This window comes from Ruegeria sp. PrR005, assembly GCF_010500245.1.
In the GTDB taxonomy this organism is placed as follows: Bacteria; Pseudomonadota; Alphaproteobacteria; order Rhodobacterales; family Rhodobacteraceae; genus Ruegeria_B; species Ruegeria_B marisflavi.
Genome location: NZ_JAAGOX010000008.1, coordinates 58,033 through 81,576, shown reverse-complemented (window position 1 = coordinate 81,576; position 23,544 = coordinate 58,033). Strand labels below are relative to the sequence as shown.

At 64.3% G+C, this 23,544-nt stretch carries 28 protein-coding genes and 1 pseudogene; 11 read left to right on the top strand and 18 right to left on the bottom strand.

Annotated elements, in window-relative coordinates; translation table 11 throughout:
* Positions 1-29 precede the first annotated feature (29 nt).
* From G0P99_RS05500 to G0P99_RS05480, 5 genes are read right to left on the bottom strand one after another with little or no spacing between them, the layout of a single operon-like run.
* A complete protein-coding gene (locus G0P99_RS05500; protein WP_164128390.1) occupies positions 30-2,024 on the bottom strand; it encodes a CocE/NonD family hydrolase in 1,995 nt (664 codons plus the stop codon).
* Between the two features lie 51 nt (positions 2,025-2,075).
* The gene (locus G0P99_RS05495; RefSeq protein ID WP_239059692.1) at positions 2,076-3,182 is read right to left on the bottom strand and encodes a DUF4147 domain-containing protein; all 1,107 of its coding nucleotides are present in this window, start codon (positions 3,180-3,182) and stop codon (positions 2,076-2,078) included.
* Complete coding sequence (gene dtd / locus G0P99_RS05490) at positions 3,179-3,616, bottom strand: D-aminoacyl-tRNA deacylase (protein WP_164128389.1); 438 nt, start codon at positions 3,614-3,616, stop codon at positions 3,179-3,181. Before dtd ends, G0P99_RS05495 begins: the two co-directional genes overlap by 4 nt.
* Positions 3,604-4,518 carry a carbohydrate kinase gene (locus G0P99_RS05485; protein ID WP_164128388.1) on the bottom strand — a complete coding sequence of 305 codons (915 nt, stop codon included), beginning with the start codon at positions 4,516-4,518 and terminating at the stop codon, positions 3,604-3,606. The genes dtd and G0P99_RS05485 overlap by 13 nt, the downstream gene beginning before the upstream one ends.
* Complete coding sequence (locus G0P99_RS05480) at positions 4,506-5,174, bottom strand: nitroreductase (RefSeq protein ID WP_164128387.1); 669 nt, start codon at positions 5,172-5,174, stop codon at positions 4,506-4,508. Before G0P99_RS05480 ends, G0P99_RS05485 begins: the two co-directional genes overlap by 13 nt.
* 140 nt (positions 5,175-5,314) lie before the next feature.
* On the opposite strand from G0P99_RS05480, the gene G0P99_RS05475 reads away from it, so the two are divergent.
* The gene (locus G0P99_RS05475; protein ID WP_164128386.1) at positions 5,315-5,734 is read left to right on the top strand and encodes an Hsp20/alpha crystallin family protein; all 420 of its coding nucleotides are present in this window, start codon (positions 5,315-5,317) and stop codon (positions 5,732-5,734) included.
* A 215-nt stretch (positions 5,735-5,949) separates the two neighbouring features.
* Positions 5,950-6,315: a hypothetical protein gene (locus G0P99_RS05470; RefSeq protein ID WP_164128385.1), complete on the top strand. Its 366-nt coding sequence runs from the start codon at positions 5,950-5,952 to the stop codon at positions 6,313-6,315.
* Here the strand turns inward: G0P99_RS05470 and G0P99_RS05465 are convergent.
* The 9 genes and pseudogenes from G0P99_RS05465 to G0P99_RS05420 form a co-directional block, all read right to left on the bottom strand.
* Positions 6,288-6,650, bottom strand: a complete 363-nt coding sequence (locus G0P99_RS05465) for a helix-turn-helix domain-containing protein (RefSeq protein ID WP_370462716.1) — start codon at positions 6,648-6,650, stop codon at positions 6,288-6,290. The two genes, G0P99_RS05470 and G0P99_RS05465, sit on opposite strands and share 28 nt — an antisense overlap.
* Before the next feature lie 188 nt (positions 6,651-6,838).
* Positions 6,839-7,780: pseudogene (locus tag G0P99_RS05455) on the bottom strand (phage protease).
* Between the two features lie 2 nt (positions 7,781-7,782).
* Positions 7,783-8,682 (bottom strand): Mu-like prophage major head subunit gpT family protein, encoded by a 900-nt coding sequence (locus tag G0P99_RS05450; protein ID WP_164128382.1) that lies wholly within the window; start codon positions 8,680-8,682, stop codon positions 7,783-7,785.
* Between the two features lie 11 nt (positions 8,683-8,693).
* The gene (locus G0P99_RS05445) at positions 8,694-9,125 is read right to left on the bottom strand and encodes a hypothetical protein (RefSeq protein WP_164128381.1); all 432 of its coding nucleotides are present in this window, start codon (positions 9,123-9,125) and stop codon (positions 8,694-8,696) included.
* A gap of 395 nt (positions 9,126-9,520) precedes the next feature.
* Positions 9,521-9,931 carry a regulatory protein GemA gene (locus tag G0P99_RS05440; protein WP_164128380.1) on the bottom strand — a complete coding sequence of 137 codons (411 nt, stop codon included), beginning with the start codon at positions 9,929-9,931 and terminating at the stop codon, positions 9,521-9,523.
* Entirely contained in the window at positions 9,928-10,326 is a 399-nt protein-coding gene (locus G0P99_RS05435) for a hypothetical protein (RefSeq protein ID WP_164128379.1), read from the bottom strand. Before G0P99_RS05435 ends, G0P99_RS05440 begins: the two co-directional genes overlap by 4 nt.
* Positions 10,323-10,634, bottom strand: coding sequence for a hypothetical protein (locus G0P99_RS05430; RefSeq protein ID WP_164128378.1), 312 nt, complete (start codon positions 10,632-10,634; stop codon positions 10,323-10,325). Before G0P99_RS05430 ends, G0P99_RS05435 begins: the two co-directional genes overlap by 4 nt.
* Positions 10,627-11,403 (bottom strand): AAA family ATPase, encoded by a 777-nt coding sequence (locus G0P99_RS05425; RefSeq protein ID WP_164128377.1) that lies wholly within the window; start codon positions 11,401-11,403, stop codon positions 10,627-10,629. The genes G0P99_RS05430 and G0P99_RS05425 overlap by 8 nt, the downstream gene beginning before the upstream one ends.
* Before the next feature lie 67 nt (positions 11,404-11,470).
* Positions 11,471-13,291, bottom strand: coding sequence for a transposase domain-containing protein (locus tag G0P99_RS05420; protein ID WP_164128376.1), 1,821 nt, complete (start codon positions 13,289-13,291; stop codon positions 11,471-11,473).
* Positions 13,292-13,715: 424 nt separating this feature from the next.
* Between G0P99_RS05420 and G0P99_RS05415 the strand changes: the two genes are divergently transcribed.
* Together G0P99_RS05415 and G0P99_RS05410 are read left to right on the top strand one after the other, a co-directional pair.
* Positions 13,716-14,216, top strand: a complete 501-nt coding sequence (locus tag G0P99_RS05415) for a helix-turn-helix domain-containing protein (protein ID WP_164128375.1) — start codon at positions 13,716-13,718, stop codon at positions 14,214-14,216.
* A 10-nt stretch (positions 14,217-14,226) separates the two neighbouring features.
* Positions 14,227-14,478, top strand: coding sequence for a hypothetical protein (locus tag G0P99_RS05410; RefSeq protein ID WP_164128374.1), 252 nt, complete (start codon positions 14,227-14,229; stop codon positions 14,476-14,478).
* Between the two features lie 3 nt (positions 14,479-14,481).
* Here the strand turns inward: G0P99_RS05410 and G0P99_RS05405 are convergent, their stop codons facing one another.
* Positions 14,482-15,468, bottom strand: a complete 987-nt coding sequence (locus G0P99_RS05405; RefSeq protein ID WP_164128373.1) for a GlxA family transcriptional regulator — start codon at positions 15,466-15,468, stop codon at positions 14,482-14,484.
* Positions 15,469-15,601: 133 nt separating this feature from the next.
* Between G0P99_RS05405 and G0P99_RS05400 the strand changes: the two genes are divergently transcribed.
* Genes G0P99_RS05400 through G0P99_RS05385 form a run of 4 tightly spaced genes read left to right on the top strand, consistent with a single transcriptional unit; the run spans position 15,602 to position 19,317 of the window.
* Positions 15,602-16,519, top strand: coding sequence for a 3-keto-5-aminohexanoate cleavage protein (locus G0P99_RS05400; RefSeq protein WP_164128372.1), 918 nt, complete (start codon positions 15,602-15,604; stop codon positions 16,517-16,519).
* Complete coding sequence (locus G0P99_RS05395) at positions 16,516-17,061, top strand: lipocalin family protein (RefSeq protein ID WP_164128371.1); 546 nt, start codon at positions 16,516-16,518, stop codon at positions 17,059-17,061. The genes G0P99_RS05400 and G0P99_RS05395 overlap by 4 nt, the downstream gene beginning before the upstream one ends.
* A gap of 34 nt (positions 17,062-17,095) precedes the next feature.
* Positions 17,096-18,559, top strand: coding sequence for a carnitine 3-dehydrogenase (locus tag G0P99_RS05390; RefSeq protein ID WP_203582978.1), 1,464 nt, complete (start codon positions 17,096-17,098; stop codon positions 18,557-18,559).
* The gene (locus G0P99_RS05385; protein ID WP_164128369.1) at positions 18,556-19,317 is read left to right on the top strand and encodes an SDR family NAD(P)-dependent oxidoreductase; all 762 of its coding nucleotides are present in this window, start codon (positions 18,556-18,558) and stop codon (positions 19,315-19,317) included. The genes G0P99_RS05390 and G0P99_RS05385 overlap by 4 nt, the downstream gene beginning before the upstream one ends.
* Before the next feature lie 148 nt (positions 19,318-19,465).
* Here G0P99_RS05385 and G0P99_RS05380 read toward each other — a convergent pair whose 3' ends face one another.
* The 3 genes from G0P99_RS05380 to G0P99_RS05370 form a co-directional block, all read right to left on the bottom strand.
* Positions 19,466-20,032 (bottom strand): hemerythrin domain-containing protein, encoded by a 567-nt coding sequence (locus G0P99_RS05380; protein WP_164128368.1) that lies wholly within the window; start codon positions 20,030-20,032, stop codon positions 19,466-19,468.
* A gap of 74 nt (positions 20,033-20,106) precedes the next feature.
* Entirely contained in the window at positions 20,107-20,289 is a 183-nt protein-coding gene (locus G0P99_RS05375) for a hypothetical protein (protein WP_164128367.1), read from the bottom strand.
* A gap of 97 nt (positions 20,290-20,386) precedes the next feature.
* Entirely contained in the window at positions 20,387-21,250 is an 864-nt protein-coding gene (locus G0P99_RS05370) for a helix-turn-helix domain-containing protein (protein WP_164128366.1), read from the bottom strand.
* A 106-nt stretch (positions 21,251-21,356) separates the two neighbouring features.
* On the opposite strand from G0P99_RS05370, the gene G0P99_RS05365 reads away from it, so the two are divergent.
* The 3 genes from G0P99_RS05365 to G0P99_RS05355 are packed head-to-tail and all read left to right on the top strand — an operon-like array spanning position 21,357 to position 23,378.
* The gene (locus G0P99_RS05365) at positions 21,357-21,560 is read left to right on the top strand and encodes a DUF2061 domain-containing protein (RefSeq protein ID WP_164128365.1); all 204 of its coding nucleotides are present in this window, start codon (positions 21,357-21,359) and stop codon (positions 21,558-21,560) included.
* Positions 21,553-22,455, top strand: coding sequence for a fatty acid desaturase (locus tag G0P99_RS05360; RefSeq protein WP_164128364.1), 903 nt, complete (start codon positions 21,553-21,555; stop codon positions 22,453-22,455). Before G0P99_RS05365 ends, G0P99_RS05360 begins: the two co-directional genes overlap by 8 nt.
* A 20-nt stretch (positions 22,456-22,475) precedes the next feature.
* On the top strand, positions 22,476-23,378 hold the full coding sequence (locus G0P99_RS05355) for an EamA family transporter (RefSeq protein ID WP_164128363.1): 903 nt from the start codon (positions 22,476-22,478) through the stop codon (positions 23,376-23,378).
* Positions 23,379-23,544 lie beyond the last annotated feature (166 nt).

Here is a 23,544-nt window from a genome sequence, read left to right as displayed (position 1 = left end):
TGAATGTCCTCTCGCCATTCCCTCGTCCTTCAGGCCATGTTGCGCCTGATTCGTGAAACCTTGTCGTTTTGATACAATAGCGTGTCGTTTTCGAATGCGGAAATGCCCGATTTGAGGTGGAAATACTCCGCATCCGACCACATTTCGCAGGTCGTTTCCGTTCTCAGCCTGAGGTCGCCACGCCCGGTTTCGCTGGTCCAGTGACAGGATCCGCGGGCCGAGAGTGGGTCATCGGGGTGAATCACCCAGGTTTCCCGCGCGATGGTGCCGGAAACGGCACCATGGTTCACATCTTCGACCAGACCGCTGTCATCGACGATGATCAGGCGGACTTCACCGCTGGCCTTGTCGATCTCGGTCCGGCGGATGTTCGATGCCTCGCGCAGGGTGCGGATGTCCCAGGGCGGGTCCGCGTCTTCGGGTGGGAACACCCATTCGTCGGCCTCGCCCGCCGGACGCTGTGGCAGGTCGATGGCGGCCTCGTGCAGTGTCAGGCAGGTCCGTTCGGGCGAGGGCCAGATCATCGGCCAGTAGGAGGACGACACCGCCACTCTGAGCCGGTGCCCGGCGGGCACGCGATATCCGATATGGTCGAGGTCAAAGGTGATGTCATAGACTCGCCCGGGCTCCAGCACCTGCGGCGCCGCATGGCTGTCGCGATGGGTCAGGTTCAGCACGCCCCAGGTGATCCGGGCTGAGGTGCCATCGGGCAGCACATGGTTCAGCCGCACCGCGATCTGCGCCTGCGGCTTGTCGGAACTCAGCCGCAGCCGGATACGCGGGGCGCCGACGATATCCATCCGCTGGGGCAGGGGGGCGCTGTCGAAGGTCACCGACAGCGCATCGTCCAGCCGCTGGTCGCCGGGCAGTTCCGGCCCGGCAAAGAACGACCCGTATTCGCCGCAATCCATGCCTGCATGCAAGGGGGTGCTGACCTGGGCGGTCAGCGATCCTTTGGCCCCCAACCCGTTGTCGGTCAGATGCAGCGTCTCCACCGGCAGGTGGCGGGTGGAGCCCGCCTGTTCCGCGATCCATCGCCCAGGACGGAAGAGGCTCTTTGTCTCGGGCGCGATCCCGTCCATCACGTAGGCGCGGTAATCGGGCTCATCCTCGACGCCGTTCTCTACCCCCTTCAGCCAGCGGTCCCACCAGCGCAGCGCCTCTTGCAGGAACCCGATGCGGGGGCCGGGGATGGCGAAATGCGGGTACTTGTGGATCCACGGCCCGTTGATCCCCTTGACCACCGTTTGCAGATTGTCGACCAGCTGCGGCACCGTGTTCATGTAACTGTCACCCCAGCCGCTGATCGCCAGCGTCGGCGTTTTGACCGCCATGAAATCCTCGCAGATCGAGCCATGCTGCCAATAGGCGTCGCGCGTCTGATGCTGCAACCAAATCTCGGGCAGGAAAGGTTGCGCCCGCAGCCGCTCCAACCACATCTCGCGCCAGGCCTCGCCCACCAGCGCCGGGTCGGGCGCGCGGGATGAGAAACACCACATGGTGGCGCCCCAGCCCAGGTTTTCGTTCAACAGGCATCCGCCCTTGAAATGGATATCCTCGGCATAACGGTCCACGGTCGAGCAGAGCGTGATGATCGCCTTCAGCGGGTCGGGCTGCATCGCCGCGACCTGGAGCGAGTTGAACCCGCCCCAGCTGATGCCCATCATGCCGACCGTCCCGCTGCACCAGGGCTGCGCGGCCAGCCAGTGGATCACCTCGACCGCGTCATCCAGTTCCTGCTGGGTGTACTCGTCTTCCATCACCCCCTGGCTGTCGCCATTGCCGCGGATATCGACGCGGATGCAGGCATAGCCGCGCTTGGCCATCCAGGGATGGGTCAACGCATCGCGGGCACAGGTGCCGTCGCGCTTGCGATAGGGCAGGTATTCCAGGATCGCGGGCACCGGGTCGGTGCCGCTGTCAACCGGGCGCCACACCCGGGCAGACAGCCGCGTGCCATCCGACAGGGTGATGCCCATGTCAGCCAGTTCTTCGATCTCGCGCAGCGCATTGGTCGTGGTCATGGCCGAACTCTTTCAGAGCGGTCGCGGGAATCTGAGCAGGATTGCGACCGTTCAGGCGCGAACTGCGACCAGCAGGTCCATCACATTGGTACCGGTTGGGCCGGTTGTCAGCAAGGCGCCGTGCCGCTCCAGCCAGCTGCCGCTGTCGGCAGCGGCCAGCGCCTCGGCTGCGCCCGGTCCCCAGGTCTGGCCGGTAACGATACCGCCCGCAGCCTCGGTCGGGCCATCGGTCCCGTCGGTGCCACCGACAACAACACACAGGTTTTCCTGCCCGGCGATCTCGCGTGCCAGCGCCAGCGCCAGCCCCTGGTTGCGGCCGCCTCTGCCCGGATCGGGCGGCAGCACCACAGTGGGCTCGCCGCCCAGCACCAGCACACCGGCGGGCAGGGCGCAGAGGCGGGGACCAATCTGGCCCGCTAAAACGAAGAGATCGTCGTGCAGCGCCTCTTCCTCACCCAGAACCGCCAGACCCAGCTCACGCGCCCTGGCCGCCGCCGCTGCCCTTGCAATGGCGTTCGACGCGATGATCTTTGCCGCGCCCCGAAAGGCCGGGTTGGCAGGCCGCGCCCCGATCCCCGAGCCGATCACCATCAGATCGTCGCCCGGCACATCGGAAATCGCCAGCACATCCGCCCGGGCGCCCTTGAACGCGGCCAGCAGGCCGCCGCCCTTGATCCGGGAAATCTGCCGCCGTCGCGCGTTCATCGCGGTGATGTCCAGCCCCTCGGCCAGCATCGCCCGGTTCAGCGCCGCCAGATCGTCCAGCGTCTTGCCTTCCACCAGATCCTCGGCCAGTGACGAGGCCCCGCCCGACACCAGAAGCAACAAGTGACTGCCCGCATCCATCGCCTCGACCGCCTGCCGCAGCGCCCGGCCACCGGCCAGGCTGCGCGCATCCGGCACCGGATGTGATGCTTCGATCAACTGGGCCGTCCCCGGCAGGTCGGCGCCATGCCCGTCTTTGGTCACCACCAGACAGGGCACTGGCCCGAAGTGGTCGAGCGCAGCCCGCGCCATGCTCGCCGCCGCCTTGCCCACCGCCAGTATGCGATCCGGGCGCGGCATGTCCTCCAGCGCGGCGGCGGTCGCGGCATAGCCTCCGACCGCGTCCACCCCGGCCTGCCAGATCGCGCGCGCCATATCCTCTTCGGTCATCATGCTTCCATCCATATGGTGACGGGGCCATCGTTGAGCAGCGCGACCTTCATGTCCGCGCCGAACTGCCCGGTTTCCACCGGCACGCCCTGCGCGGCAAGCTGCGTGGCGAAATACTGGTACAGCCGCTCGCCCTCGGCAGGCGGCGCTGCGGTCGAGAACCCCGGCCGGTTCCCACGCGAGGTGTCGGCGGCCAGGGTGAACTGGCTCACCACCAGCGCCCCGCCGCCGATATCCAGAACCGAGCGGTTCATCTTGCCCGCCTCGTCCTTGAAGATGCGCAGGCGCGCGATCTTGGCGGCCAGCAGATCCGCCTGCGCCTCGCCGTCGCCCGCCATGGAGCAGATCAGGATCAACAGACCCGGCCCGGTCTGGCCGATCTTCTCACCCTCGACCGTGACCGAGGCATGGGCCACACGTTGGATCAGGGCACGCATGTCAGCAGTTCCTCCCGGGTTGGGGCGGCCGCGCCGGGGCGTGTCACGCTCAGCGCGGCGGCGCGGATGCCATGGGTCAGCATCCCTTCGAGATCGGACCGGTCCAGGCTCAGCGGGGTCTCCAGCAGGTCCGCCTGCCAGAGCCAGGCCAGACAGCCCGCGTTCAGTACATCGCCCGCGCCGACCGTATCGGCAACCACGACGCTGGGAGCGGGCAGTGTGATTTCCGTTCCCCCCAGACGCGCGGTGGCGCCGCGCGCGCCATGGCTGATGATCAGCATCTGACCGGGGCGCAGGTCCGGCACTTCTCCCCACCAGTGCAGGTCCTCGTCCGACAGTTTGACCACATCGGCCCGCGCCATCAACCGGCTCAGCCGGGCGCGATAGGAGGCCGCGTCGGTGACAAGCCCGGGCCGGATGTTGAGGTCGAGCCAGATCAATCCGTCTGTTGCCTGCGCCGCCAGCGCCTCGAACGTGGTTGCGGCCGGATCGTGGATCAGGCTGATGCCACCAAAAACCAGCGCCCGTACCCTCTCAGGCATCTCGGGCGCATCGTCAAAGACACGCCCTGCGCTGCCTTGGTCATAGAGGTCGAACCGGGTGCCATCCGGCAGAGAGTGGGCGAGCGCCAGTGTCGTGGGCTCCGTTCGGCGCTGCGCCAGGGCCAGGTTCACCCCCGCAGCCTCCATCTGCGCGCGCAGCATCCGGCCCATCGGGTCGCCCGACAGCCCGCCGACAAATCCGGCAGGAACCCCCAGCCGGGCCAGGGCGATCGCGGAATTGACGGCAGCACCGCCAGCGACCGGGCGAAACCCCACGCCGCCGTCAGCCAGCGTGGCGGGGACAAGATCGGCCACCGCCTCGCCACAGCACAGGATCGCGGGGCGGCTCAGCCCCGCCATTCGACGAACTCGGCCAAGGGGGCACGTTCCGTCCGGAACGCGTTCGCCGGATGCCCGGTGTCGGAATAGCCAAACGAGATGGCGCAGAGGATCAGCCGGTCCTCGCCAATCCCGAAATAGCGGTGCAGGAACGGTGCATAAGAGGCGACCGCCGCCTGCGGGATGGTCGCCACCCCCAGCGCCTGTGCCGCGAGCGTGAAGGCGGTGACAAAACCGCCGCAATCCATCGCGCCATAGCCGCCCAGTTCGGCCGGGCTGGAAACGATGGCGCAATGGGGGGCGTCGAACAGCGAGAAATTCTTCATCATCTGCGCCGCCGAGCCGGCGCGGTCGCCCTTCTCCACGCCCACCGCTTCGTACAAGGCCCAGCCGCAGGTGCGCCGGCGGTCCTGATAGACACCGGAATAGCCGGAGGGAAAGCCAAGGTCGGGCTTTGCTGTACCGCGCTGCACTTCCTCCATCAGGGCCGCCCGGAACGCGTCGGTCTCGGCGCCGCTGGTGATCACCAGTTGCCAGGGCTGCGCGTTGCACCAGCTCGGCACCCGCCGCGCGGTGGACACGATCCGCTCGATATCGGCGCGCGGCACCGGGTCGGCGCGGAACGCCCGGCAGGAATGGCGGGCGGCCAGCAGATCGTCGAGGTCGCTCAGGGTCATCACGTCTTTCTCCTTGTTGCCGCGCACCATGGCGGCAGGTCGGCAAAGGCGCAAGATCGCGCTGCGAATTTGCGCCGGATCAAGGCGCGCGGGCGCGCGCCGTGCAAGACTCGGACCAAACGGAAAAAGGAGGACCGACCATGGTTGAAAAATCCGATCACGCTGGCTTCTGGCCATCGCTCTATGACCCGTTCCGCACCTTTGGTGCAAAACTGGCCGATTGGCTGAGCCCTGCGACCGAAGCCTCAGGCAATGACGCGGCCTATGACATCTCGATGGAACTGCCCGGCGTCTCGGAAAATGACATCGAACTGACCGTCGAGAATGGCGTCGTCACCATAAGGGGCGAGAAGAAGACCCATGAAGAGAAGAAGGGTGACACCTGGTATTTCTCCGAGCGCCAGTATGGCGCCTTCCGCCGCTCGTTCCGCCTGCCCGAGGATGCCGAAGGCGCCAAGGCGGAAGCCAGGATGAAGGATGGCGTGCTGCACGTCCGCGTGCCAAAACGGGTCCAGGAGGCCCCGGCCGCGGCGCAGAAGATCAAGGTCTCGCGCGGCTGACGCCATGCGCCCCGGCCCGAGGGAGAGAGCGGGCCGGGGCGGTTATTCTGCGTCGTGGGGGGCTCTGCTGTTAGTATTCAGTTGGTTTGATACTGGCGTTTCAACGGGTTTGATACCGGACTATGCCGGGTATCCTCGGGCTATCCGGGACCGCCCGGAGATGTTGGCGAACTCTGGACGGCGGAGCCTGTGGGTGCGTTTCGGGACCACCAGGCGTGAATGCTGCTCTTGCCGACGCGGCGCTCGGGCGGGAAAGCCTCTTTGACCGCCTCGGAGATCTGGATGAACGTCAGCCGGTCGATCCGCGCCCGAATGAATGCCTGCAACTCCGGGTCGCTGTCAATGCGGGGCGGCGGTCCCGGGCGATGGTGTCGGCGGTGATCCGTGATCGGGACCGCTTCCGGTTCAAGCGCGTTCAAACCGGTTTCGACGGCCTCTCGAAGACCGTTCGAATGCAGTTCCAAACCCTGCCTCTGAACCGTTCGCGCGGCGCTGAGCAGTTCGTCCGCTTCCCGGAGCTTGCCCAACGCGGCGTCCAGATCGCGCCGGAGGCTCATGGCGCGTTACTCCTTGCGCTGTAGCGTTGAAGATGGGTTCGGACGGTCGATTCGGAGGCTCGGACCTTCCGGGCGATTTCCGCTACGGGATAGCCCATGGCGTGCAGGCAGGCCGAAAGCCAAGGATTGGCCAGGGGAACGCGCCGGGGCAAGAGGTAGTCGCGTGCAGCCAATGCCTGCACTTTTTCCGCACCGATAAGCGCTTCGAGCCGACCGCTTCCCTTGGGATTTTCCGGCACATAAAGTTCCGCGCCGCCGAACTTGAGCAGGAATTCAACCGTGAGGTCGATCCCGAGAACGGCAACATAGGGTTCGACCTGGGCCGGTGGCTTGGGGAAAGAACGCACAGGCAGGCTCACACGCGCGTCTCCGCCGGATCGAAACAGGGAAACGGGAAACGCATGGGCGGCATGTCGGCTCTGGCCTTCCTTCCCTGGGCGGCGATTGCCCCCGGCCCGCGTCAACACCTTGCAGGCCGGGGTTTCCCATGGACCGGTACCAGGAACCCGGCCGGGGAATGACGGCGGCCGGTCCTGGCCGCCTGCGGTCACTTACTCAACGATCCGGGCGCAAGACCCAGTTGCGCGCAAACCGCCGCCTCCGCATCGGAGGTATCAGTGGCATGGCTGGAAGCAGACGGTGCCTGACGCCCCGCGAACAGTTCTTCGGACAACCCTTTCCAGACCGGGACCGCGCTCGACAGGAACCTGTCGAAACTGGCTTCGTCCTGTCGGCAAAGCGCGGTCGCCCAAGGCTTCATGGCGGGCGTGATTTAGCCTTTGGCCAGGGCGTTCCCGACCTTGGCCGTTGCCCGTTCCGACTGTTGCTCGGTCTGCGTTCTGGACCGGTCCCGCATCAGCTCCTGAACCGCTTCAATCGGGACATAGCGCGACGGATCGGGCAACCCTGCATCGTGGCCCTGTTGCGACATCTGCGCCGCCTGCTCGACCAGCGCCGACACGGCGTCCAGAATGTCCTGATCGTCTGCCTCGGGGTCCAGCTTCACAAGGCCAGCAAGTTTCGCCCGGAAATCCATTTCGTCCATCTTGCTCTCCTGACTTGCGAGCGCTTCGAGTTCGAGGTTGGGGTTGTGAACCAGGCCCGCGCCTTTCAGCCGGGTTATGGTCCGTCCCTCCTTCAGGTAGAGGAAGGACGGGCTGAGATAGCGGTACGCCTTTGCCCCGATCAGTTCCCGCGCCTGGGCCGTCCACTCCACCCGCCCCCAAAGGCCGGTCTCGGTGATCTTGAGATCCTTGATCCAGCCTGCGGCAGGCACCGGCCCCCCGGATTGCGGAGGCCGGTCATTCTGATGGTCGTAGTCAACCGGCAGATCGACGCCACCGCGCCGGAACGCATCAATGACCGCGTTCGGGTCCGAGAGGCTGAACCGGCGCCCGTCCCGGCCCGTCATCTCGCCAAGCGGGAACAGGTGTACCCAGTCAGGGGCTTCGCCGGGCAATTCCCGGTCACAAGTGGCGACCCGTTCCATGATCAAGCCGCCTTGACGAAGGGCGTCACGATCAGTTCCGCCGTCCCCTTCCAAGGGTTCGATCCGCCACCGTCGGACGTTTCCGTGTTGAGCAGGTGAAGCGCCGCGTCTTCGAGTTCGGGCGGAACGACAAGGGTTGTCGGTCTGATCCCGAGAATGCGCCCGCCGTCGCTGCGGTAGTCCATCATCGCCGCGCGCGCAGCCGCGTGGTTGGCCGCGTTCAGAGTGGCCTTGCTGCCGAACCCGAGTTGCCAGAGACCGAAACCGGCATTCACCCGCGCCCGGACGCCATAGACGAACTGGTCGTTGAAAAAGACATGGGCGTCGTCATGATCCGTGAGCGACTGGAACTCATAGGGTTCTCTCTCCTGCCAGATCAACGGCTTGACCGTGCGGGCCGTATCCAGAAGATACCAGGCAGGGCCGCCCCCGTCTTCGAAGTTCGAGACCGTGATGTCCTCGCCCTTCGAATTCGTCTGTGGATGGTCATCCGCAAAGAACGGATGCCCGTCATGACATGTGGCTTCAAAACCGGAGGCCAGCAATCCGAACACCAGTTCCTCGGGATGATTGGCCGCAAGCGAACCCATCTCGGAAAAGGCCGGTTTGTAGATGCCCAGCTTGTCGTCGCTGATGTGGTCCCGCTCGACCGAAACGGTGCTTTCGAACTTGCGGTTCTTGATCGTGAAGCCCGACGCCTTGAGATTGTGAACATGGCGCGGGCCGATCCATTCGCGCAGTTGCGGGAACATTCCCAGCCAGCCATAGGTTTCGTCGGCGCTGGTACTCGACACCGTCATCGCGATCTTGTCCTTATGGGTCGGTGCCTCAAGATAGGCGTCCCCATAGACGGTCTGGAACCCTCTGAAGGCGAGATCGACGGTTTGTGCATTGATGATCATGAGGCGTCCTGTCAGTTCGCGATTTTGGTCAAGGCTTCGTCCAGGCGGACCCTGACGCCATTGGGGTCGATCATGTCCACGATGCCCGCCTTGGAGCGGGTGCCGGTACCGTCCGTTGCCGCCACGGTCTGGTCATCCACGGCAAAACAGACCGAGCCGCAATCGGCCAGCGTCACCGGGTCGGACAGATCGTTTCTGTAGAGGAAGACGCCGGGCCGGTAGGGAACCGAGATATCGCCGTCAGCGCCGCCGGTATTGTCGGATGCCTCTTCGGCGCGACCGACACCAACCAGGTTGAGCGCGGTGGCCCCTTTGACCAGGTAGCCGGTCGCGTTGCGCATGATGAGCGCCCCGGCGAAAATGCGTTCGCCCGCAGCCACTGCGCCTTGCCGGGCATCGCCCTGCGCTGCGTGGGTGTTGCGGTCGGAAGTGAGTGCTGGCACCTGTCGGTCTCCATTTGTGGAAAATCACGGACAGGATGCGGATTTCTGCGGATCGAATTAACCCACCGGGACCGGTGGGCTAGTCGGACACGAACGATGGAAGGTTGATCGACCCCGCCTCTAACGCCCGAAACGTCTCGGGTTAAAATGCCCGATGAGCACATGCGCCGATCACCGACAACAATACGGAAAACGGGCGATACTTCAAGTGCAGCCAGGCGAGACAGTTGCAGCTTCGCCGGAGAGCCGATTTGAATACCGTTTGAATACCCTTTGGCGGTTTTCATGAGGGTGGACCCCGGAAAACCGTTGCGCCGCTGTAGCGCGCTCCCGTGGCCTCTGGACGTGAAAGGGGCGGCGCAAGCGCACCGCCCCGTCTCTTTCGTTCTGCCAGGTCAGGCGGCGCGGCGTTTCATCGCCTTGAGCGCCGTGATGATCTTCGGTGCCCGCTCCCTGGGGAGGAACCGGAGGCTGGACAACCCCCAGTGACGGGTCAACCAGGTGTTCAGGCTGTCTTCGTCCCCCTCTCCCTTGGTCCATTCGTGCCAGAGGTCGCGGATCAGCTCGATCTGGGCAAAGCTCGCCATGCCCGGCCTGTCGCCGTAGTTCGGCCCCCGGCTGGTGAGGGGCTTGAACCCGCAATATACGAAGAAGCCCATCAGAGCGGCAAAACCGTCCCGGTCCAGTTCCTTGGTGCTAGTCACGCCCGCGATCTGAACCAGGGCGGACCGAAACATGGCTTCGCTCAGTTTCAGCTTCGTCTTCGCCGTCCAAAGAAGTTTCAGCTGGTTTGCGGAAATGGTCATTGTTCACACCCTCCTTTGCGCGCCGCGCGTAGCTCCTTGTCCAAGCTGTCAAGCACTTCGAGTTCCTTGTCCGCCATGCTCTCGATGGCTCTTGCGCAGAGCCGAAGCACGGAATTGACCGAATGGGCGTCCAGATCGTCGGCCCAGGCGAACAGGGAGAACACATTCTTCACGTCGTGCATCACGCAGATGACATCGGGGATCGCCGTGTCGACAGCGCTCCATTGCTGTTGCGTCAGAGTGATATCGCGCGACATCAGCCGCGCCCGGTCCTCTGCCTCACGGGCGGTTTCTTCGGCCATTTCCGCCGCCGTCTTGCCCGGCACGTAAACCGCCTTGCCCTCCGCCGCCATCTGCATCTTCCAGTCGTGGTCGCTCATGCGCTCAACGGTCATTGCAGGCCCCCTTTCCAGGCTGTTTGCGCGGCAAGCGTTTCAAGAAAATGGATACTGCTCTCGGCCAAAGCCCGCTTGGTTCCATTCATTGCATCGTCCAGAACGGAAAGGAGAGAATAGAGTTGGGCAGGCTCTTTCATCTGGCCGCCTTCGGCAAAGCGATTGCGTAGGAATGCAACCGTGTCGCTTGCGTGAAGGAAAAAATGCAGAAGCTCAGCGGTGTTTTCGCATTGAGCCAAAAACACCTCGCCCTCGCGCCAAATCTCCAGCGCCGCGTCGCCTTTAGCTGTGTCGACAAGCTCAGGCATTTCCGCCTCCATTGGCTAAAAGGCCCAGGTATAGAAGTGCCGCCTTTACGTCGCCCGCCGTGATTGCCCCGCCATTTGCCCGCTGTGCCGCATGGTCCAGGGTGCGCTTTACATCCGCCAACCCGCCTTGCCGCTTGGCCATGGCCGCCAGGGCATCGGTAATCGGGCGATCCGTCACCCCGCGTGACGCGGCGAAGGCCACGACATCGCCCTTGGGAATAGAGCGGATCACCACAGGCCGCACTATGCGGCGGCGAAGCTGCGGAACCGAACCGATCGCGTCGGCAAGGGACAGGTCACCGCAGAAAACGACTGAAAAGAAACCCTCCTCTGCCATGGCGCGTATCCATTCGTATGCATCGAAGTTGAAGCCGCCACGCGGATTGTAGTTCGCCAGGTATTGCGCCTCGTCTATGATCACGATGCGTTCCGGCCCGATTGCTTCCGTGATCCTCTGGCGTTCCTCGCGCATCCTGCGGCTGTTCGGAACACCCATGTCGAAACGCTCCATGAAAGCCGCTGCCAGGTCCCAGATACGCCCTTCGCCCGCGACGATATCGAGCTTGATGGTCTCGGGGTTTGTCTGGACATAGCGCAAAAGGGTCTCGGATTTGCCGATCCCCGGAATACCCGCAACCATGGTCGGCGTACCGGGTTCCTCCGCCACGATCTGGACCGACCGCAGGATGTCCGACGCGGTTTGCGTCATGACCAGGCCCGACGCGTGTCGCGTCTGTTTGGGGTTGATGAGTTGCAGATGCTCTGCCATCCTTCTCTCCGCTTTGCTGTGCGGGCTCGCGCCCGCTGGTAAATGGCCAGTGACGCGTTGCAGCGCGTCACTGGCCGCTCAAGACCCCCCATGGGTCGAAACCCTTGGCGCGGTCGAATTCCTCGATAACCTTGGCCAGTTCGTGGCCCATCTCCGGCTTCGGAGCGCGCTCGCGCAGGGGCGTGCCGAACCGCCCGCCAACAACCTTGCGCGGCTTTGGCGGCGGCGTTTCGTCGGCCTCTGCCGATGCATAGAGCGCCGCTGTAGCGCGCGCATAAGCGTCGTCGTCCAGATAGTCGTTCGCCACGGCCGCCGCCTTCACCGCCTCGCGCGCGGCCTTGCGGTTGCGCGCCGCGTCCCGGATGCCGTCCGCGCTACCATAGGCTCCACGCTTGACCGGCTGGATATCCCGGCAGATCAGGTCGCCCGCGTCGTCATAGGCGATAGCCGGTGCGCTGAAATCGTCCGGGTCTCGGCCCAGCAGGACTTGCCGCCCGGTGCCATGAAAGCGGATAAGAGCCTCCTGCGTCTCCGGCCCGCCATAGGTCCATCCGTTCGCCGCCACGCGCCCATAGCGGTCCACCGACACCGGCTTCCAGATCAGCCCGGCAAGGTAGAGTTGGTCGGCGGTAGGACACCGCACGGGCCGTCCGAGTGCCTCCCGCTCCGCCAGCCCGTCCCGCAGCACCGCCTCATAGGACCGCCCGCGCGCACCTTGGCTCCGCCGCCCGGCTTCCCGGTTGTGCCGCCCAATCTCGCGGGCCAGCACAGCCCGCACTGTCTCTATCGGCACCGGAGCCACCTTGGAATTAGGGCTTGCCCCCGGCGCATGGCCAGCATGGGCACCCTTGAATTCCGGTCCATCATCCACCGTCCGCGACAGCGTGGCGAAGATGCGTTCAGCGATCTTGGCTTGCGCGTTGCCAGGCATGGCGAAGCGCAGCTTGATCCCCATGATCTGGCAAATTCCCATTGGTTGCAGCCCCTTGGGCGCGCCATTGCGGAAGCGGTGCGGGTTCCCGCCCGCCACCAGGTGCCCGGCGAAGGCCGAACCGTTGTCGGTATAGAGCGTGTCGAAGATGCCGAAGCTCTTGCACACCCGCTTGACCAGGCGAACCGTCGCCGCCGCGTTCTCGGACGGGGCAAGCTCCCAATCCAGCACTGTGTCGGAGGCCACATCCACCAACATGAGTATCACCGGACGCGATACGGACCCATTTTCCCATCGGCCCCAGAAATCCTGAGTGCGACCGTCGAGCGATACCTCTTCCAGCGCCATGAGGCTCGTCTTGTCCCGCATCGCCGGAAGGCTCAGTCGCTTGACCGCATCCGCCTTGCCCAGCCGCGCTTCCAACCGCTGCGCTTCATCAAGCTCCGCCCACCGCCGGTAGAAGGTCGGGTATGAAGGCACCGCCCATCCTGTTTCCCGGCCCGTGTCCCGCACCCGTTGCCATGCCTCTTTCAAGGGCCAGTCCGGCGCGGCGTCACGGATCATGGTCATGAAAAACCGCCAGGCGTCGTCGCTCACCTCGGCACGTTTGGCCGTCACCTTGTAATCGTCCAGGAGCGCTGGCGCGTAGTTGATCGGATCGACCCCTTCAACAGCCTTTGAAAGCCGCTTCAAAGAGGCTGTTGATGTGCCCTTGTCCTCGAACCGCTTGCGCACCAGGGCGAAACGTTCCCCCTCCTTCAAACCCTGCACCCGGAGCGCGGACAGCATCGAGGCAATGGCCGCTTTCCGCTCCGCCCGCGCCCGCGCCTTGGCCGGTTGCGCCATGAATGCCGTATGGGCTGCGTCGTCCCGTGCGCCCGGCTCCAAGTGCAGCCGGTCAAGCTCCCGTTCCCACCACGCAAGCCGCACGTCCTCGGGAAGGTCGGAGAGAGACACCTGCTCAGTTCGACGACCGTCGCTTAAATCTCTTTGTGTTCTAACACCTCTGGCGTCCAACCATTTTTTTGCGGATGTCCGGTGAATAGGGACATTTGCAAGACCTGCAATGTCGAGAACTCGGACGGTATCGCTCATAGCGGCCCAGCGTCCTTGACTATTCGCTTAACCAAGACGTCGGCTTTCGGACCTATCCAAATACCTAAGATAGCCGCACGAGCGTTTTGCATTGCAACGCCATTCTCCGAACACCACTTGTGCAAGGACTTTCCTTGTGCAGTGAAACCGGCACGAACTCTCCTGTAGAGTTTGATCCGAGTATCGTGGTAAGAGGTTGTCATATGAAGCCTTATCGGGGACTTAAGTATCTTATTAGATACTAGTATCTCCAATAAGGTGCATCAACTAGCGTTGTGAGCTTTCGATGAGTAGTGACCTGGCAAAGAGACTACGTACCCTCCAAGCGTCCGAGGGATTGTCTATTCAAGAGATGGCAGAGCGATGCGGTTTGTCCAAAGCATCCCTGGCAAACTATTTAAGACTGAAGGACCCTCAGCGCCCTGGCTTTGATGCAGTAGTAGCCATTGCAAATGGAATGGGTGTTTCAATTGATTGGCTCGCCGGTCTTGCAGCGGATTCCACACCGGCTAAGGAAGCAAAGTATAGCGATGCGCTCATGGTCTTCTCTGTTGCGCATCAGTTACTTGTTGAACTGGAACAGCTTCAAAACAACACCTCAAAGCCGATTATCCAATCGGGCAAAGTGGCGGGAAAGCCAATATGGCACTACAGCGCCAAGACCATGCTTCGCTTCCTAGAATACCGGCAGACGCCTTCAAATGGCACGGAAGAAGATTGTCAGGCTGAAGTGGATAAACTGGTCCAACTACTGGTGTCAGACAGTGGTTCATTCGGCAGCGATTAGACCGTGCGCCATGCGCAATATTGCGCATGACTTCTTACACGCATCCATTGAAAACACTGGATTTTTTCCAGCGCCCTTTGCGGCGAAACCGCCTTTCCGGCCCGAAATCGCCCGAAAGGTATCAAACCCGCTGAAATCGCCCACTTCTAACACGCTGATTTTGCGCGATCTTTTTTGGGCAGGTATCAAACCCGCTGAAACCCGTCATCTGCCCCCGTCGCGCGTCCCGCGCGACTCCCCCGGAGTATTTGCAGCGAAATGAAGATCAGGGCGTGGCGGGCTGGGTGCGAGCCTGTCGCAGGTCGCGGGCGGATTGGCCGTGCTGGGTGCGAAAGGCGCGGGCAAAGCTCGATTGCGAGGTAAAGCCGGTGGCCTGCGCCACCTCCATCAGCGGCATGTCGGTGTCGGTGACCAGTCGCCGCGCCTCGGCCAGGCGCAGTTGCAGATAATGGTCCTGCGGCGTGGTGCCCAGGCGCAGGCGGAACTGCTGTTGCAGGGTGCGCGGGCTGGTACCCAGCGTCTCGGCGATTTCGGCCAGGGGCAGCGGCTCGTCCAGCGCCGCCTCCATCAGCGCGTTGGCCCGCGCGGTCAGCTTGTTGTGGCGGTGCGGCGCGCCGGTGCGACGCTGCGGCTTGCCAGGCTCTGGCGCGCCTTCGTAGAGGAAAAGCCCTGCCACCCGCGCGGCAAAGCCCGCGCCATGGCGGGCGGCGATGATATGCAGCATCATCTCGATCGCGGGCATCGCCCCGCCCGAGGTCAGCCGGTTGCCTGAAATGGCAAAGCGGTCGCTGCGCACGTCTATGGCAGGGAAGCGACTGGCGAAATTGTCCAGATCCTCCCAATGGGTGGTGGCGGCGTGACCGTCGAGCAGACCGGCTTCGGCCAAGAGCCACGGGCCCCCGTCGATCCCGGCCAGCGTGGCGCCGCCCGCCGCGATCCGGCGCAGCCCGGCCAGCAGGCTGGGCGTGGCGTGGCGCGCCAGCTGGAAGCCCGCCACGACGATCAGGAGGTCGCAGGTTTCGAGCCGCGCCAGCGGCAGGCCCGGCACCATCAGCCCGCAGGTCAACCGCGCGGGCGCGTCGGTGGCGGTGACATAGTCCCAGTCGAACGCGTGCCGGTCGGCCAGCCGGTTGGCGGCGCGCATCGGGTCAACCGCGGCGGCAAAGCTGAGCGTGTTGCAATCGTCCAGCACCAGAAGCGCGCATTTCAGCGCGCGGTGTTCCGGCTGGAGAATGTTTTTTGCGGATTTCATCAAGTTCGATTCGCATTCTGGCAAGTGGTCGCCGCAAGGCTGCGCCAGAGTCGAACACAACGCAAATCGGAATCCGGGGACAAATCTGGGGACAACCCGGGGGAGAAGCCGGTAAAAACAAGGGAAAACCGACATGCCTCTGGAAATGAACCGCGAGGTCTTCATCACCTGCGCCGTCACCGGTTCGGGCGGCACCCAGGATCGCAGCCCGCATGTGCCGCGCTCGCCCAAACAGATCGCCGACAGCGCAATCGCGGCGGCCAAGGCGGGGGCCGCAGTGGTGCATTGCCACGTGCGCGACCCTGAGACCGGCGCGCCGTCGCGCCGGTTGGACCTCTATCGCGAAGTGACGGACCGCATCCGCGACGCCGAGGTCGACGTGGTTCTGAACCTGACCGCCGGCATGGGCGGCGACATGATATTCGGCGATGTCGAGAACCCGCTGCCGCTGCGTGAAAAGGGCACCGATATGGTCGGCGCCACCGAGCGGGTGGCGCATGTGGCCGAATGCCTGCCCGAGATCTGCACGCTCGACTGCGGCACCATGAACTTTGCCGAGGCCGATTACGTGATGACCAACACGCCCGGCATGCTGACCGCCATGGGCCGGATGATGACCGAACTGGGGGTGAAACCCGAGATCGAGGCGTTCGACACCGGCCACCTGTGGTACGCCAAGCAACTGGTCAAGGATGGCGTGCTCGAGGGTCCGGCGCTGGTCCAGCTCTGCATGGGCGTGCCGTGGGGCGCGCCTGATGACCTCAATACCTTCATGGCGATGGTCAACAATGTGCCCGACGACTGGACCTTCTCGGCCTTTGCGCTGGGCCGTAACCAGATGGCCTATGCCGCCGCGTCGGTGCTGGCGGGGGGTAATGTGCGCGTCGGGCTCGAGGATAATCTCTGGCTCGACAAGGGCGTGCTGGCCGAGAACTGGCAACTGGTCGAACGGGCCGCAGGCATCGTGTCGAACATGGGCGCGCGGGTGATCGGCCCGCAGAAAGTGCGCGAAAAGCTGGGCCTGGTGAAACGCGCACCGGTGGCGAAGTGAACCGGCTCGCGGCGGCGCTTGCTGCGGGCCTCGCCCTTGCCGCGTCAGTGGCAGGGGCCGAGACCTATCGCGACCGCTCGGTCGCGATCGGCGCGGTGCCGGCGCTGGACATCGACCGCTATCTGGGCCGCTGGTACGAGATCGCGCGCTTTCCGAACCGGTTCGAAGAGGGCTGCGTCGGCGTCACCGCCGATTATGCCCTGCGCGACGACGGGCAGGTGAGTGTGACCAACACCTGCCGCAAGGGCGCGCTCGACGGGCCGGTGACCACGGCCGAAGGTGTGGCGCGGGTCGAGGGGCCGGGCAAGCTGTCTGTCACCTTTGTGCCTTGGCTGCCCTTTGCGCGCGGCGACTATTGGGTTCTCTATATCGACGAGGGCTACACCGTCGCCGCCATCGGCACCCCGCGCGGCAAGACCGGCTGGATCCTGGCGCGCGAACCCCGGATCGGCGCCGACATACGCGCCCGGGCCGAGGCGGCACTGACCGCCAATGGCTATGACACGAGCAAACTGATCGACGTGGCACAAGATCCGCGTTGAAACACGGAATATGGACAAAGAAGGAGAGGCCGTCATGACAACGGCTGCAATCATCGGTGGTGGCGTGATCGGCGGCGGCTGGGCCGCGCGCTTTCTGCTCAACGGCTGGGATGTGCGGGTGTTCGATCCCGACCCCGAGGCCGAACGCAAGATTGGCGAGGTGCTGGCCAATGCCCGCCGCTCGCTGCCTGGCCTCAGCGACGTGCCGCTGCCGCCCGAAGGCAAGCTCAGCTTTCACACCGATCTTGGTGAGGCGGTCAACGGAGTCGCCTGGATCCAGGAAAGTGTGCCCGAACGTCTGGACCTGAAACTCAAGGTCTATCGCTCGATCCAGGAGACCTGCGATCCGCAGGCGATCCTTGGCTCCTCGACCTCTGGCTTCAAGCCTAGCGAATTGCAGGAGGGCGCGCTGCGCCCCGGTCAGATCGTGGTGACGCACCCGTTCAACCCGGTCTACCTGCTGCCGCTGATCGAACTGGTGACAACGCCGGAAAACAGCCCCGAGATGATCGAACGCGCCAAGGAGATCATGCGAGGACTGGGGCAGTTCCCGCTGCATGTGCGCAAGGAGATCGACGCCCATATCGCCGACCGCTTTCTGGAGGCCGTCTGGCGCGAGGCGCTGTGGCTGGTCAAGGACGGCATCGCCACCACTGAAGAGATCGACGAGGCGATCCGCATGGGCTTTGGTATCCGTTGGGCGCAGATGGGCCTGTTCGAAACCTACCGCGTGGCGGGCGGCGAAGCGGGCATGAAGCATTTCATGGCGCAGTTCGGCCCCTGCCTCAGCTGGCCCTGGACCAAGCTGATGGATGTGCCCGAATTCACTGACGAACTGGTCGACCTGATCGCGGGCCAGTCGGATGCGCAATCGGGGCACCATACGATCCGCGAGCTGGAACGCATCCGCGACAACAACCTTGTCGGCATGATGCGGGCGCTCAAGGCGCAGAACTGGGGTGCGGGCGCGGTGCTGAACAAGCATGACGCGGCGCTGAAGCCCAAGGCGCTGCCCGATCTGGAGACTGCCGATCTGACCCAGCCGATCCTGACCTTGTCGCGCGCGGTGCCGCTCGACTGGACGGATTACAACGGCCACATGACCGAGTCGAAATATCTGGAGGCGTTTGCCAATTCCACCGACCGGTTCATGGAGATCATCGGCTGCGATGCCGACTACATCGCCAGCGGTGGCAGCTATTTCACCGCCGAGACCCATATCCGCCATCTGGACGAGACCCACGCGGGGGCGCGGATCCGGGTCGAAACCCAGATGCTGCTGGGGCAGGGCAAGAAGCTGCATCTCTTCCACCGCATGTACGAAGGCGACACGCTGCTCGCCACCGGCGAAAGCTTCCTGTTGCATGTGAGCCTGGAAACCCGCAAACCCTGTGCGCCCTCGCCCGAAATCGAGGCCGCCATGGCCCGCATCGCCGAGGCGCAGGCAGACCTGTCCTACCCTGAGGGCGCGGGCAGCGCGATCCGGAAACCGGCATGAGCGCGCGCGTTCTGATCACCGCCGGCGCCTCGGGGATCGGTCGCGCCATGGCCGAGGCCTTCGATGCGGCGGGGGCGCGGGTCTGGATCGCGGATGTGGACAAGGCGGCGCTTGCCGCCTGTCCCGACCACTGGCGACAGAGTGTTGTCGATGTGGCGGATGAGGCGTCGGTCGCGGCGCTCTTTGCCGAAATAGAGGCCGACTGGGGCGGGCTTGATACGCTCTGTTCCAATGCCGGGATCGCCGGGCCGACCGCGCTGGTTGAGGACATGCCGCTCGACGGTTGGCGCGCCTGCATCGCGGTCAATCTCGACGGCGCGTTTCTGTGTGCCAAATACGCCGCCCCCCTGCTGAAACGGCAGGGCGCGGGCAGTATCGTCATCACGTCGTCCACCGCCGGGCAGTATGGCTATCCGCACCGCTCGCCTTATGCGGCGGCGAAATGGGGGGTGATCGGCCTTGCCAAGACATTGGCGATGGAGCTGGGACCGCACGGGATCCGCTGCAACGTGATCTGCCCCGGCGCGGTCGAAGGGCCACGGATGGAGGGCGTGCTGGCGCGCGAGGCGGCCGCCAAGGGCATGACCCGGGACCAGGTCTATGCCGGTTATGCCTCAGGCACCTCGATGGGCCGGTTTGTCGAGGCGTCGGATATCGCCAACATGGCGGTGTTTCTGGGGTCCGACGCGGCGCGGCTGGTGTCAGGGCAGGTGATCGCGGTCGATGGCCATACGGTGAACCCCGACCCCAAGGTCTGATTGGGGCGGCACCGCGCAGATGCGCGGGAACAAGGTTTGTCACAAACCTTGTGGACACGATTTCGTCGAAATCGTGTGACCGTCGCGCCTTGCGGACAGGCTATCGGGTACAAGGACCACTGTTGTTCGCCAACCGCTGTTCCTATGGCTATCCCAGATTGTCGGCGCCGTGTTTCAGGATGATCGGCACGATCAGGTCTTCTTCATCCTCCAGATGTCGGCCGATCATCCGCTCCAGATCGCCCAGTCCCGCCAGCAGCCTCCCGGCGCTGCTGCGCGCCTGAGGGCCATTGGCCCCCTGGATCGCCGCATTTGCCTGCTCCACGAACCGGTTCAGCAGGCCGTCCAGCGCATGGTGGTCCGCATCCAACAGGTCGAACCCCGCCTCGATACGGCTGTCCTTGGTCCTGAGAAGGGGAAAATAGTGCTGGTCCTCGATCTGGTGATGCCCGTGCAACTGGTTCACGAACATGCCGCCATAGCGCGCGATGCCCTGCGCGAACCGCGCCGGGTCCCGCTCGGCATCCAGGAATGCCCGGGTCTCGGCCTGCATATGCGCCATGATCTGACGGAACATCATGTGACGCTCCAGCCAGAAACTGACCAGCCCGTGAAAATTGGGATCGGCCTGCCAGCTCTCGCGCGGATGCGCGGTAAGCAGCACCCGCAACGCTTCGGGCAATCCGGCCCTGCTATCGAAAAGCAAATCATCCATTCCGGACGATATACAGCATCACTTGCCGCGTGACAGGCACCCGGCAGCCATATTGCGCAGAAAAACCTCTGGCCTCAGCTCTGGTTCGCGCCGCGCATCTGCCGGATGGCACGGCGCACCGCCTGCCAGCTCTCGGCCTCGTCCAGATTGCCCATTGCCTTGCAATGCTGTTCCTTTTGGGCCGCTTCTGCCTCGGCCCGGTCGCCATGTGCTGCATAAAGCGCGCGGGCATATTCAGCGCTCCTGATTGCGTCCATCGGGTCTCCTCCGTTCTTTGGGTCCGGTTGGTCCTGTCTGGTGTCAGGTGTCCCATCATAGCAGAGAACCGCGCCGCGCGCATCCCGCGCGCCGAATTCAGCGGGCAATCGCCGCCCTGAGCTGCCGCAGATGCTCAGGCAGGTCCCGCGCGGTCAGGTCCGCCTCGCGCACCAGCGTGTCGAAATGGCGGGTGAACACCTCGATCCGGTCCTTGTCGCGGAACGCCATGTAATGGCTGCCCGCATAAAAGGCGCAGAGCAGCGGGCCAAAGATCGTCATCGGCGCAGAATATAGCCGCTTGGCATCGTAGAGATAGATGCGCAGTCGCGGGTAGAGCTGCTCGCTCAACGCGAGGAACCGGTCGATCTGCTCCAGCCGCAGATCCAGCGGCAGCCCGTGGTAATACCCGGTGGCATGGGCAAAACTGTGCAACTCGAACAGGGGCATGGCGATCTCGTAATCCGACTGGGCGCTGCGCATCCAGGCCAGCCTGTCCTCGGACGCGCCGATCGCCTGATCCGCCGTCCGCCCCAGATGCGGCGCGTATTCCCATTCCAGAAAGGCGCGCGTCTTCATCATGTCGGGCAGGGCGGCGGGCACATAGCGGATCTTGTACCCCGCCGCCTCTCGGTGCCATTCATAGATTCGCTCATCCACCAGCGCGCGGGGCGCCTCGGCCATGGTCAGCGAACTGGCCAGCAGTTCGGCGGCACTTTCGGGCCGATCCGACAGGCTCAGGAGCCAGTCGGCCGACACCCCCAGCGCCGAGGCGCAGGCCCCCACCACATGCGCATTGGGCAGGCGCGCGCCATCGCCAGTCAGCAATTGAGAGATCGTCGAGCGATCCACCCCCACTTGCCGCGCCAGCGCGCTCTGGCTGGTCTGGCGCTGATCCATCGCCCGCCCGAGCCGAATCCGGAACTGCGCCGCCCGGTCACGCTTGTCCATCTTTTCCCACATGCGGTGATAATTATCACAGTTGCTGAATTTTGTTAATCATTTTCCGAATTCCCGCACGCCTCACAAGGCAGTAACAGTTTTGTGAAAACTACAGGCAGGAGATGGAATGGAAACGCGGCGAAGATCGGTCCTGAAGGCGTTGATCTGGAACCTTTTGGGCCTTGTCACGATGACCCTGGTGGGCCTTGCGGCGACAGGATCTGCCGCCATCGGCGGCACGCTGGCACTGGTGAACACGGCGTTGGGTTTTACCCTCTACCTGGTCTACGAACGTGTCTGGGCCGGCATCCGCTGGGGCCGCCATGTCTGAGCCGCGCCTGCCCGAGCGCGCCGAATGGGGCACTTTCGCGCTGATCCTCGCCTGCTATGCGGCTTGGCTGCTGGTGATTTTCGGGCTGGCCGGGCTGTCGCTCTGGCTCGCCATTCCTGCGATGGGGCTGGTCGCGGCGCTGCATTCCTCGCTGACGCATGAGGCGCTGCATGGCCACCCGTTCCGCTATCGCTGGCTGAACGAGGCGCTGATGGCGCTGCCGCTGACGCTCTGCATCCCCTATAACCGGTTCCGCGACCTGCATCTGGCCCATCACCAAGATGCCAACCTGACCGACCCCTATGACGACCCCGAGAGCAACTATCTCGACCCCGCCATCTGGGGCCGCCTGCCGGGCTGGCAGCGGCGCCTCTATGCGCTCAACAACACGCTGGCGGGGCGCATGGTGCTGGGTCCGCTGATCGGAACCGCCTGTTTCCTGCGTGACGAGGCGCGCGGCGCGCTACGCGGCGACCGCGCGATCCTTCTCGCCTGGGCGCTGCACCTGCCTGGCTTGGCGGTGGTGCTCTGGGTCGTGTCGCTGTCGCCCATGCCCATCTGGGCCTTTGCACTCTCGGCCTATATCGGTCTGGGCCTGCTCAAGATCCGCACTTTTCTGGAGCATCGCGCGCATGAAAAATCACGCGCCCGCACCGTGGTGATCGAGGACAGGGGGCCGCTCGCCTTTCTGTTCCTAAACAATAACTATCACGTGGTCCATCACATGAACCCGGGCGCGCCCTGGTATGCGCTGCCCGCGCTCTACAGGGCCGGCAAGGAGCGGTATCTCAACTGCAACGAGGGCTACAGCTACGCCTCTTATGCCGAGGTGTTCCGCCGCTATTTCTGGCGCGCCAAGGATCCGGTGCCGCATCCGCTCTGGCCAAAGCCCTGATTTGAGGCCACAAGAGGCGCATGAGCCTCTGGATCCCCGTCACCCTCGCCGCTGCGCTGTTTCAGACCGTGCGGTTCATGCTGCAAAAATCGCTGGCGACGGTGAAACTGTCGGCCTCGGGCGCCACCTTTGCCCGCTTCCTCTATTCCGCGCCGCTGGCGCTGGCGGGGCTGCTGATTGCCACCACCGCAGGCGGCTATGACCTGCCAGAGCTGGGACCACGGTTCTGGCTGTTCGTGGCCATCGGTGGCACCGCCCAGATCCTTGCCACCATCTGCGTGGTGGCGCTGTTCAAACAGCGCAACTTTGCCGTCGGCATCACCTTCAAGAAGACCGAGGTGATCCAGACCGCGATCGTCGGCTTTGTCATTTTGGGCGAGGGCGTGTCCATCGGCGCGCTGGGCGCGATCCTGCTGGGGCTGGCGGCGGTGCTGCTGTTGTCGAAAACACCCGGAGGATCTGGCGCCTGGTGGCGCCACCTGACCAACCGCGCTTCGCAACTGGGGCTGGGCTCGGGCGTGCTCTTTGCCTTTTCGGCGGTCAGCTACCGGGCCGCCTCGCTGGAGCTGGGCGATCTGACGCCCTGGTTCCGGGCACTGGTGACGCTGGCCGCCGTGGTGTCGTTCCAGCTGGTGTCGATGGCGCTCTGGCTCTGGTGGCGCGACCGGGCGCAGCTGGCCGCGGTCTGGGCCACGCGGAATACAGGTGCCTTTATCGGGCTGACCAGCCTTGGCGGATCGTTCTGCTGGTTTCTCGCCTTCACGCTTCAGAACGCGGCCTATGTCAAGGCGCTGGGGCAGGTGGAGCTGATCTTCAGCCTGATGGCCTCGACCCTGTTTTTCCGGGAAAAGATCACCGGGCGCGAGATCGCGGGCATCGGGCTCTTGGGCCTCTCGATCCTGGCATTGGTGCTGGCGATCTGACCCGAGCGCGGGGCGCTCCCGCCCCCGGCCTGGTGCGCTCTTGCGAGCGCCCCGTCCGGCGTTGGGCCGGGCCGCGCGTGCCGCGCGGCGGGTTTTTGCGAGGCGCTGCCTCGCGCTCCGGAGTATTTCCTGACCAGAAAGAAGCCCGATTGCACGTGCGTCGATC

Coding starts and splice junctions, on each gene's coding strand:
- G0P99_RS05365 (WP_164128365.1), top strand. CDS start 21,357: ATGGAAACGCGGCGAAGATCGGTCCTGAAGGCGTTGATCTGGAACCTT.
- G0P99_RS05500 (WP_164128390.1), bottom strand. CDS start 2,024: ATGACCACGACCAATGCGCTGCGCGAGATCGAAGAACTGGCTGACATG.
- dtd (WP_164128389.1), bottom strand. CDS start 3,616: ATGCGTGCCCTGATCCAACGTGTGGCCCATGCCTCGGTCACGGTCGAG.
- G0P99_RS05495 (WP_239059692.1), bottom strand. CDS start 3,182: ATGATGACCGAAGAGGATATGGCGCGCGCGATCTGGCAGGCCGGGGTG.
- G0P99_RS05405 (WP_164128373.1), bottom strand. CDS start 15,468: ATGAAATCCGCAAAAAACATTCTCCAGCCGGAACACCGCGCGCTGAAA.
- G0P99_RS05390 (WP_203582978.1), top strand. CDS start 17,096: ATGACAACGGCTGCAATCATCGGTGGTGGCGTGATCGGCGGCGGCTGG.
- G0P99_RS05400 (WP_164128372.1), top strand. CDS start 15,602: ATGCCTCTGGAAATGAACCGCGAGGTCTTCATCACCTGCGCCGTCACC.
- G0P99_RS05485 (WP_164128388.1), bottom strand. CDS start 4,518: ATGGCGGGGCTGAGCCGCCCCGCGATCCTGTGCTGTGGCGAGGCGGTG.
- G0P99_RS05370 (WP_164128366.1), bottom strand. CDS start 21,250: ATGTGGGAAAAGATGGACAAGCGTGACCGGGCGGCGCAGTTCCGGATT.
- G0P99_RS05440 (WP_164128380.1), bottom strand. CDS start 9,931: ATGACCATTTCCGCAAACCAGCTGAAACTTCTTTGGACGGCGAAGACG.
- G0P99_RS05480 (WP_164128387.1), bottom strand. CDS start 5,174: ATGACCCTGAGCGACCTCGACGATCTGCTGGCCGCCCGCCATTCCTGC.
- G0P99_RS05475 (WP_164128386.1), top strand. CDS start 5,315: ATGGTTGAAAAATCCGATCACGCTGGCTTCTGGCCATCGCTCTATGAC.
- G0P99_RS05380 (WP_164128368.1), bottom strand. CDS start 20,032: ATGGATGATTTGCTTTTCGATAGCAGGGCCGGATTGCCCGAAGCGTTG.
- G0P99_RS05430 (WP_164128378.1), bottom strand. CDS start 10,634: ATGCCTGAGCTTGTCGACACAGCTAAAGGCGACGCGGCGCTGGAGATT.
- G0P99_RS05450 (WP_164128382.1), bottom strand. CDS start 8,682: ATGATCATCAATGCACAAACCGTCGATCTCGCCTTCAGAGGGTTCCAG.
- G0P99_RS05425 (WP_164128377.1), bottom strand. CDS start 11,403: ATGGCAGAGCATCTGCAACTCATCAACCCCAAACAGACGCGACACGCG.
- G0P99_RS05375 (WP_164128367.1), bottom strand. CDS start 20,289: ATGGACGCAATCAGGAGCGCTGAATATGCCCGCGCGCTTTATGCAGCA.
- G0P99_RS05355 (WP_164128363.1), top strand. CDS start 22,476: ATGAGCCTCTGGATCCCCGTCACCCTCGCCGCTGCGCTGTTTCAGACC.
- G0P99_RS05410 (WP_164128374.1), top strand. CDS start 14,227: ATGCGCAATATTGCGCATGACTTCTTACACGCATCCATTGAAAACACT.
- G0P99_RS05360 (WP_164128364.1), top strand. CDS start 21,553: ATGTCTGAGCCGCGCCTGCCCGAGCGCGCCGAATGGGGCACTTTCGCG.
- G0P99_RS05415 (WP_164128375.1), top strand. CDS start 13,716: ATGAGTAGTGACCTGGCAAAGAGACTACGTACCCTCCAAGCGTCCGAG.
- G0P99_RS05385 (WP_164128369.1), top strand. CDS start 18,556: ATGAGCGCGCGCGTTCTGATCACCGCCGGCGCCTCGGGGATCGGTCGC.
- G0P99_RS05435 (WP_164128379.1), bottom strand. CDS start 10,326: ATGACCGTTGAGCGCATGAGCGACCACGACTGGAAGATGCAGATGGCG.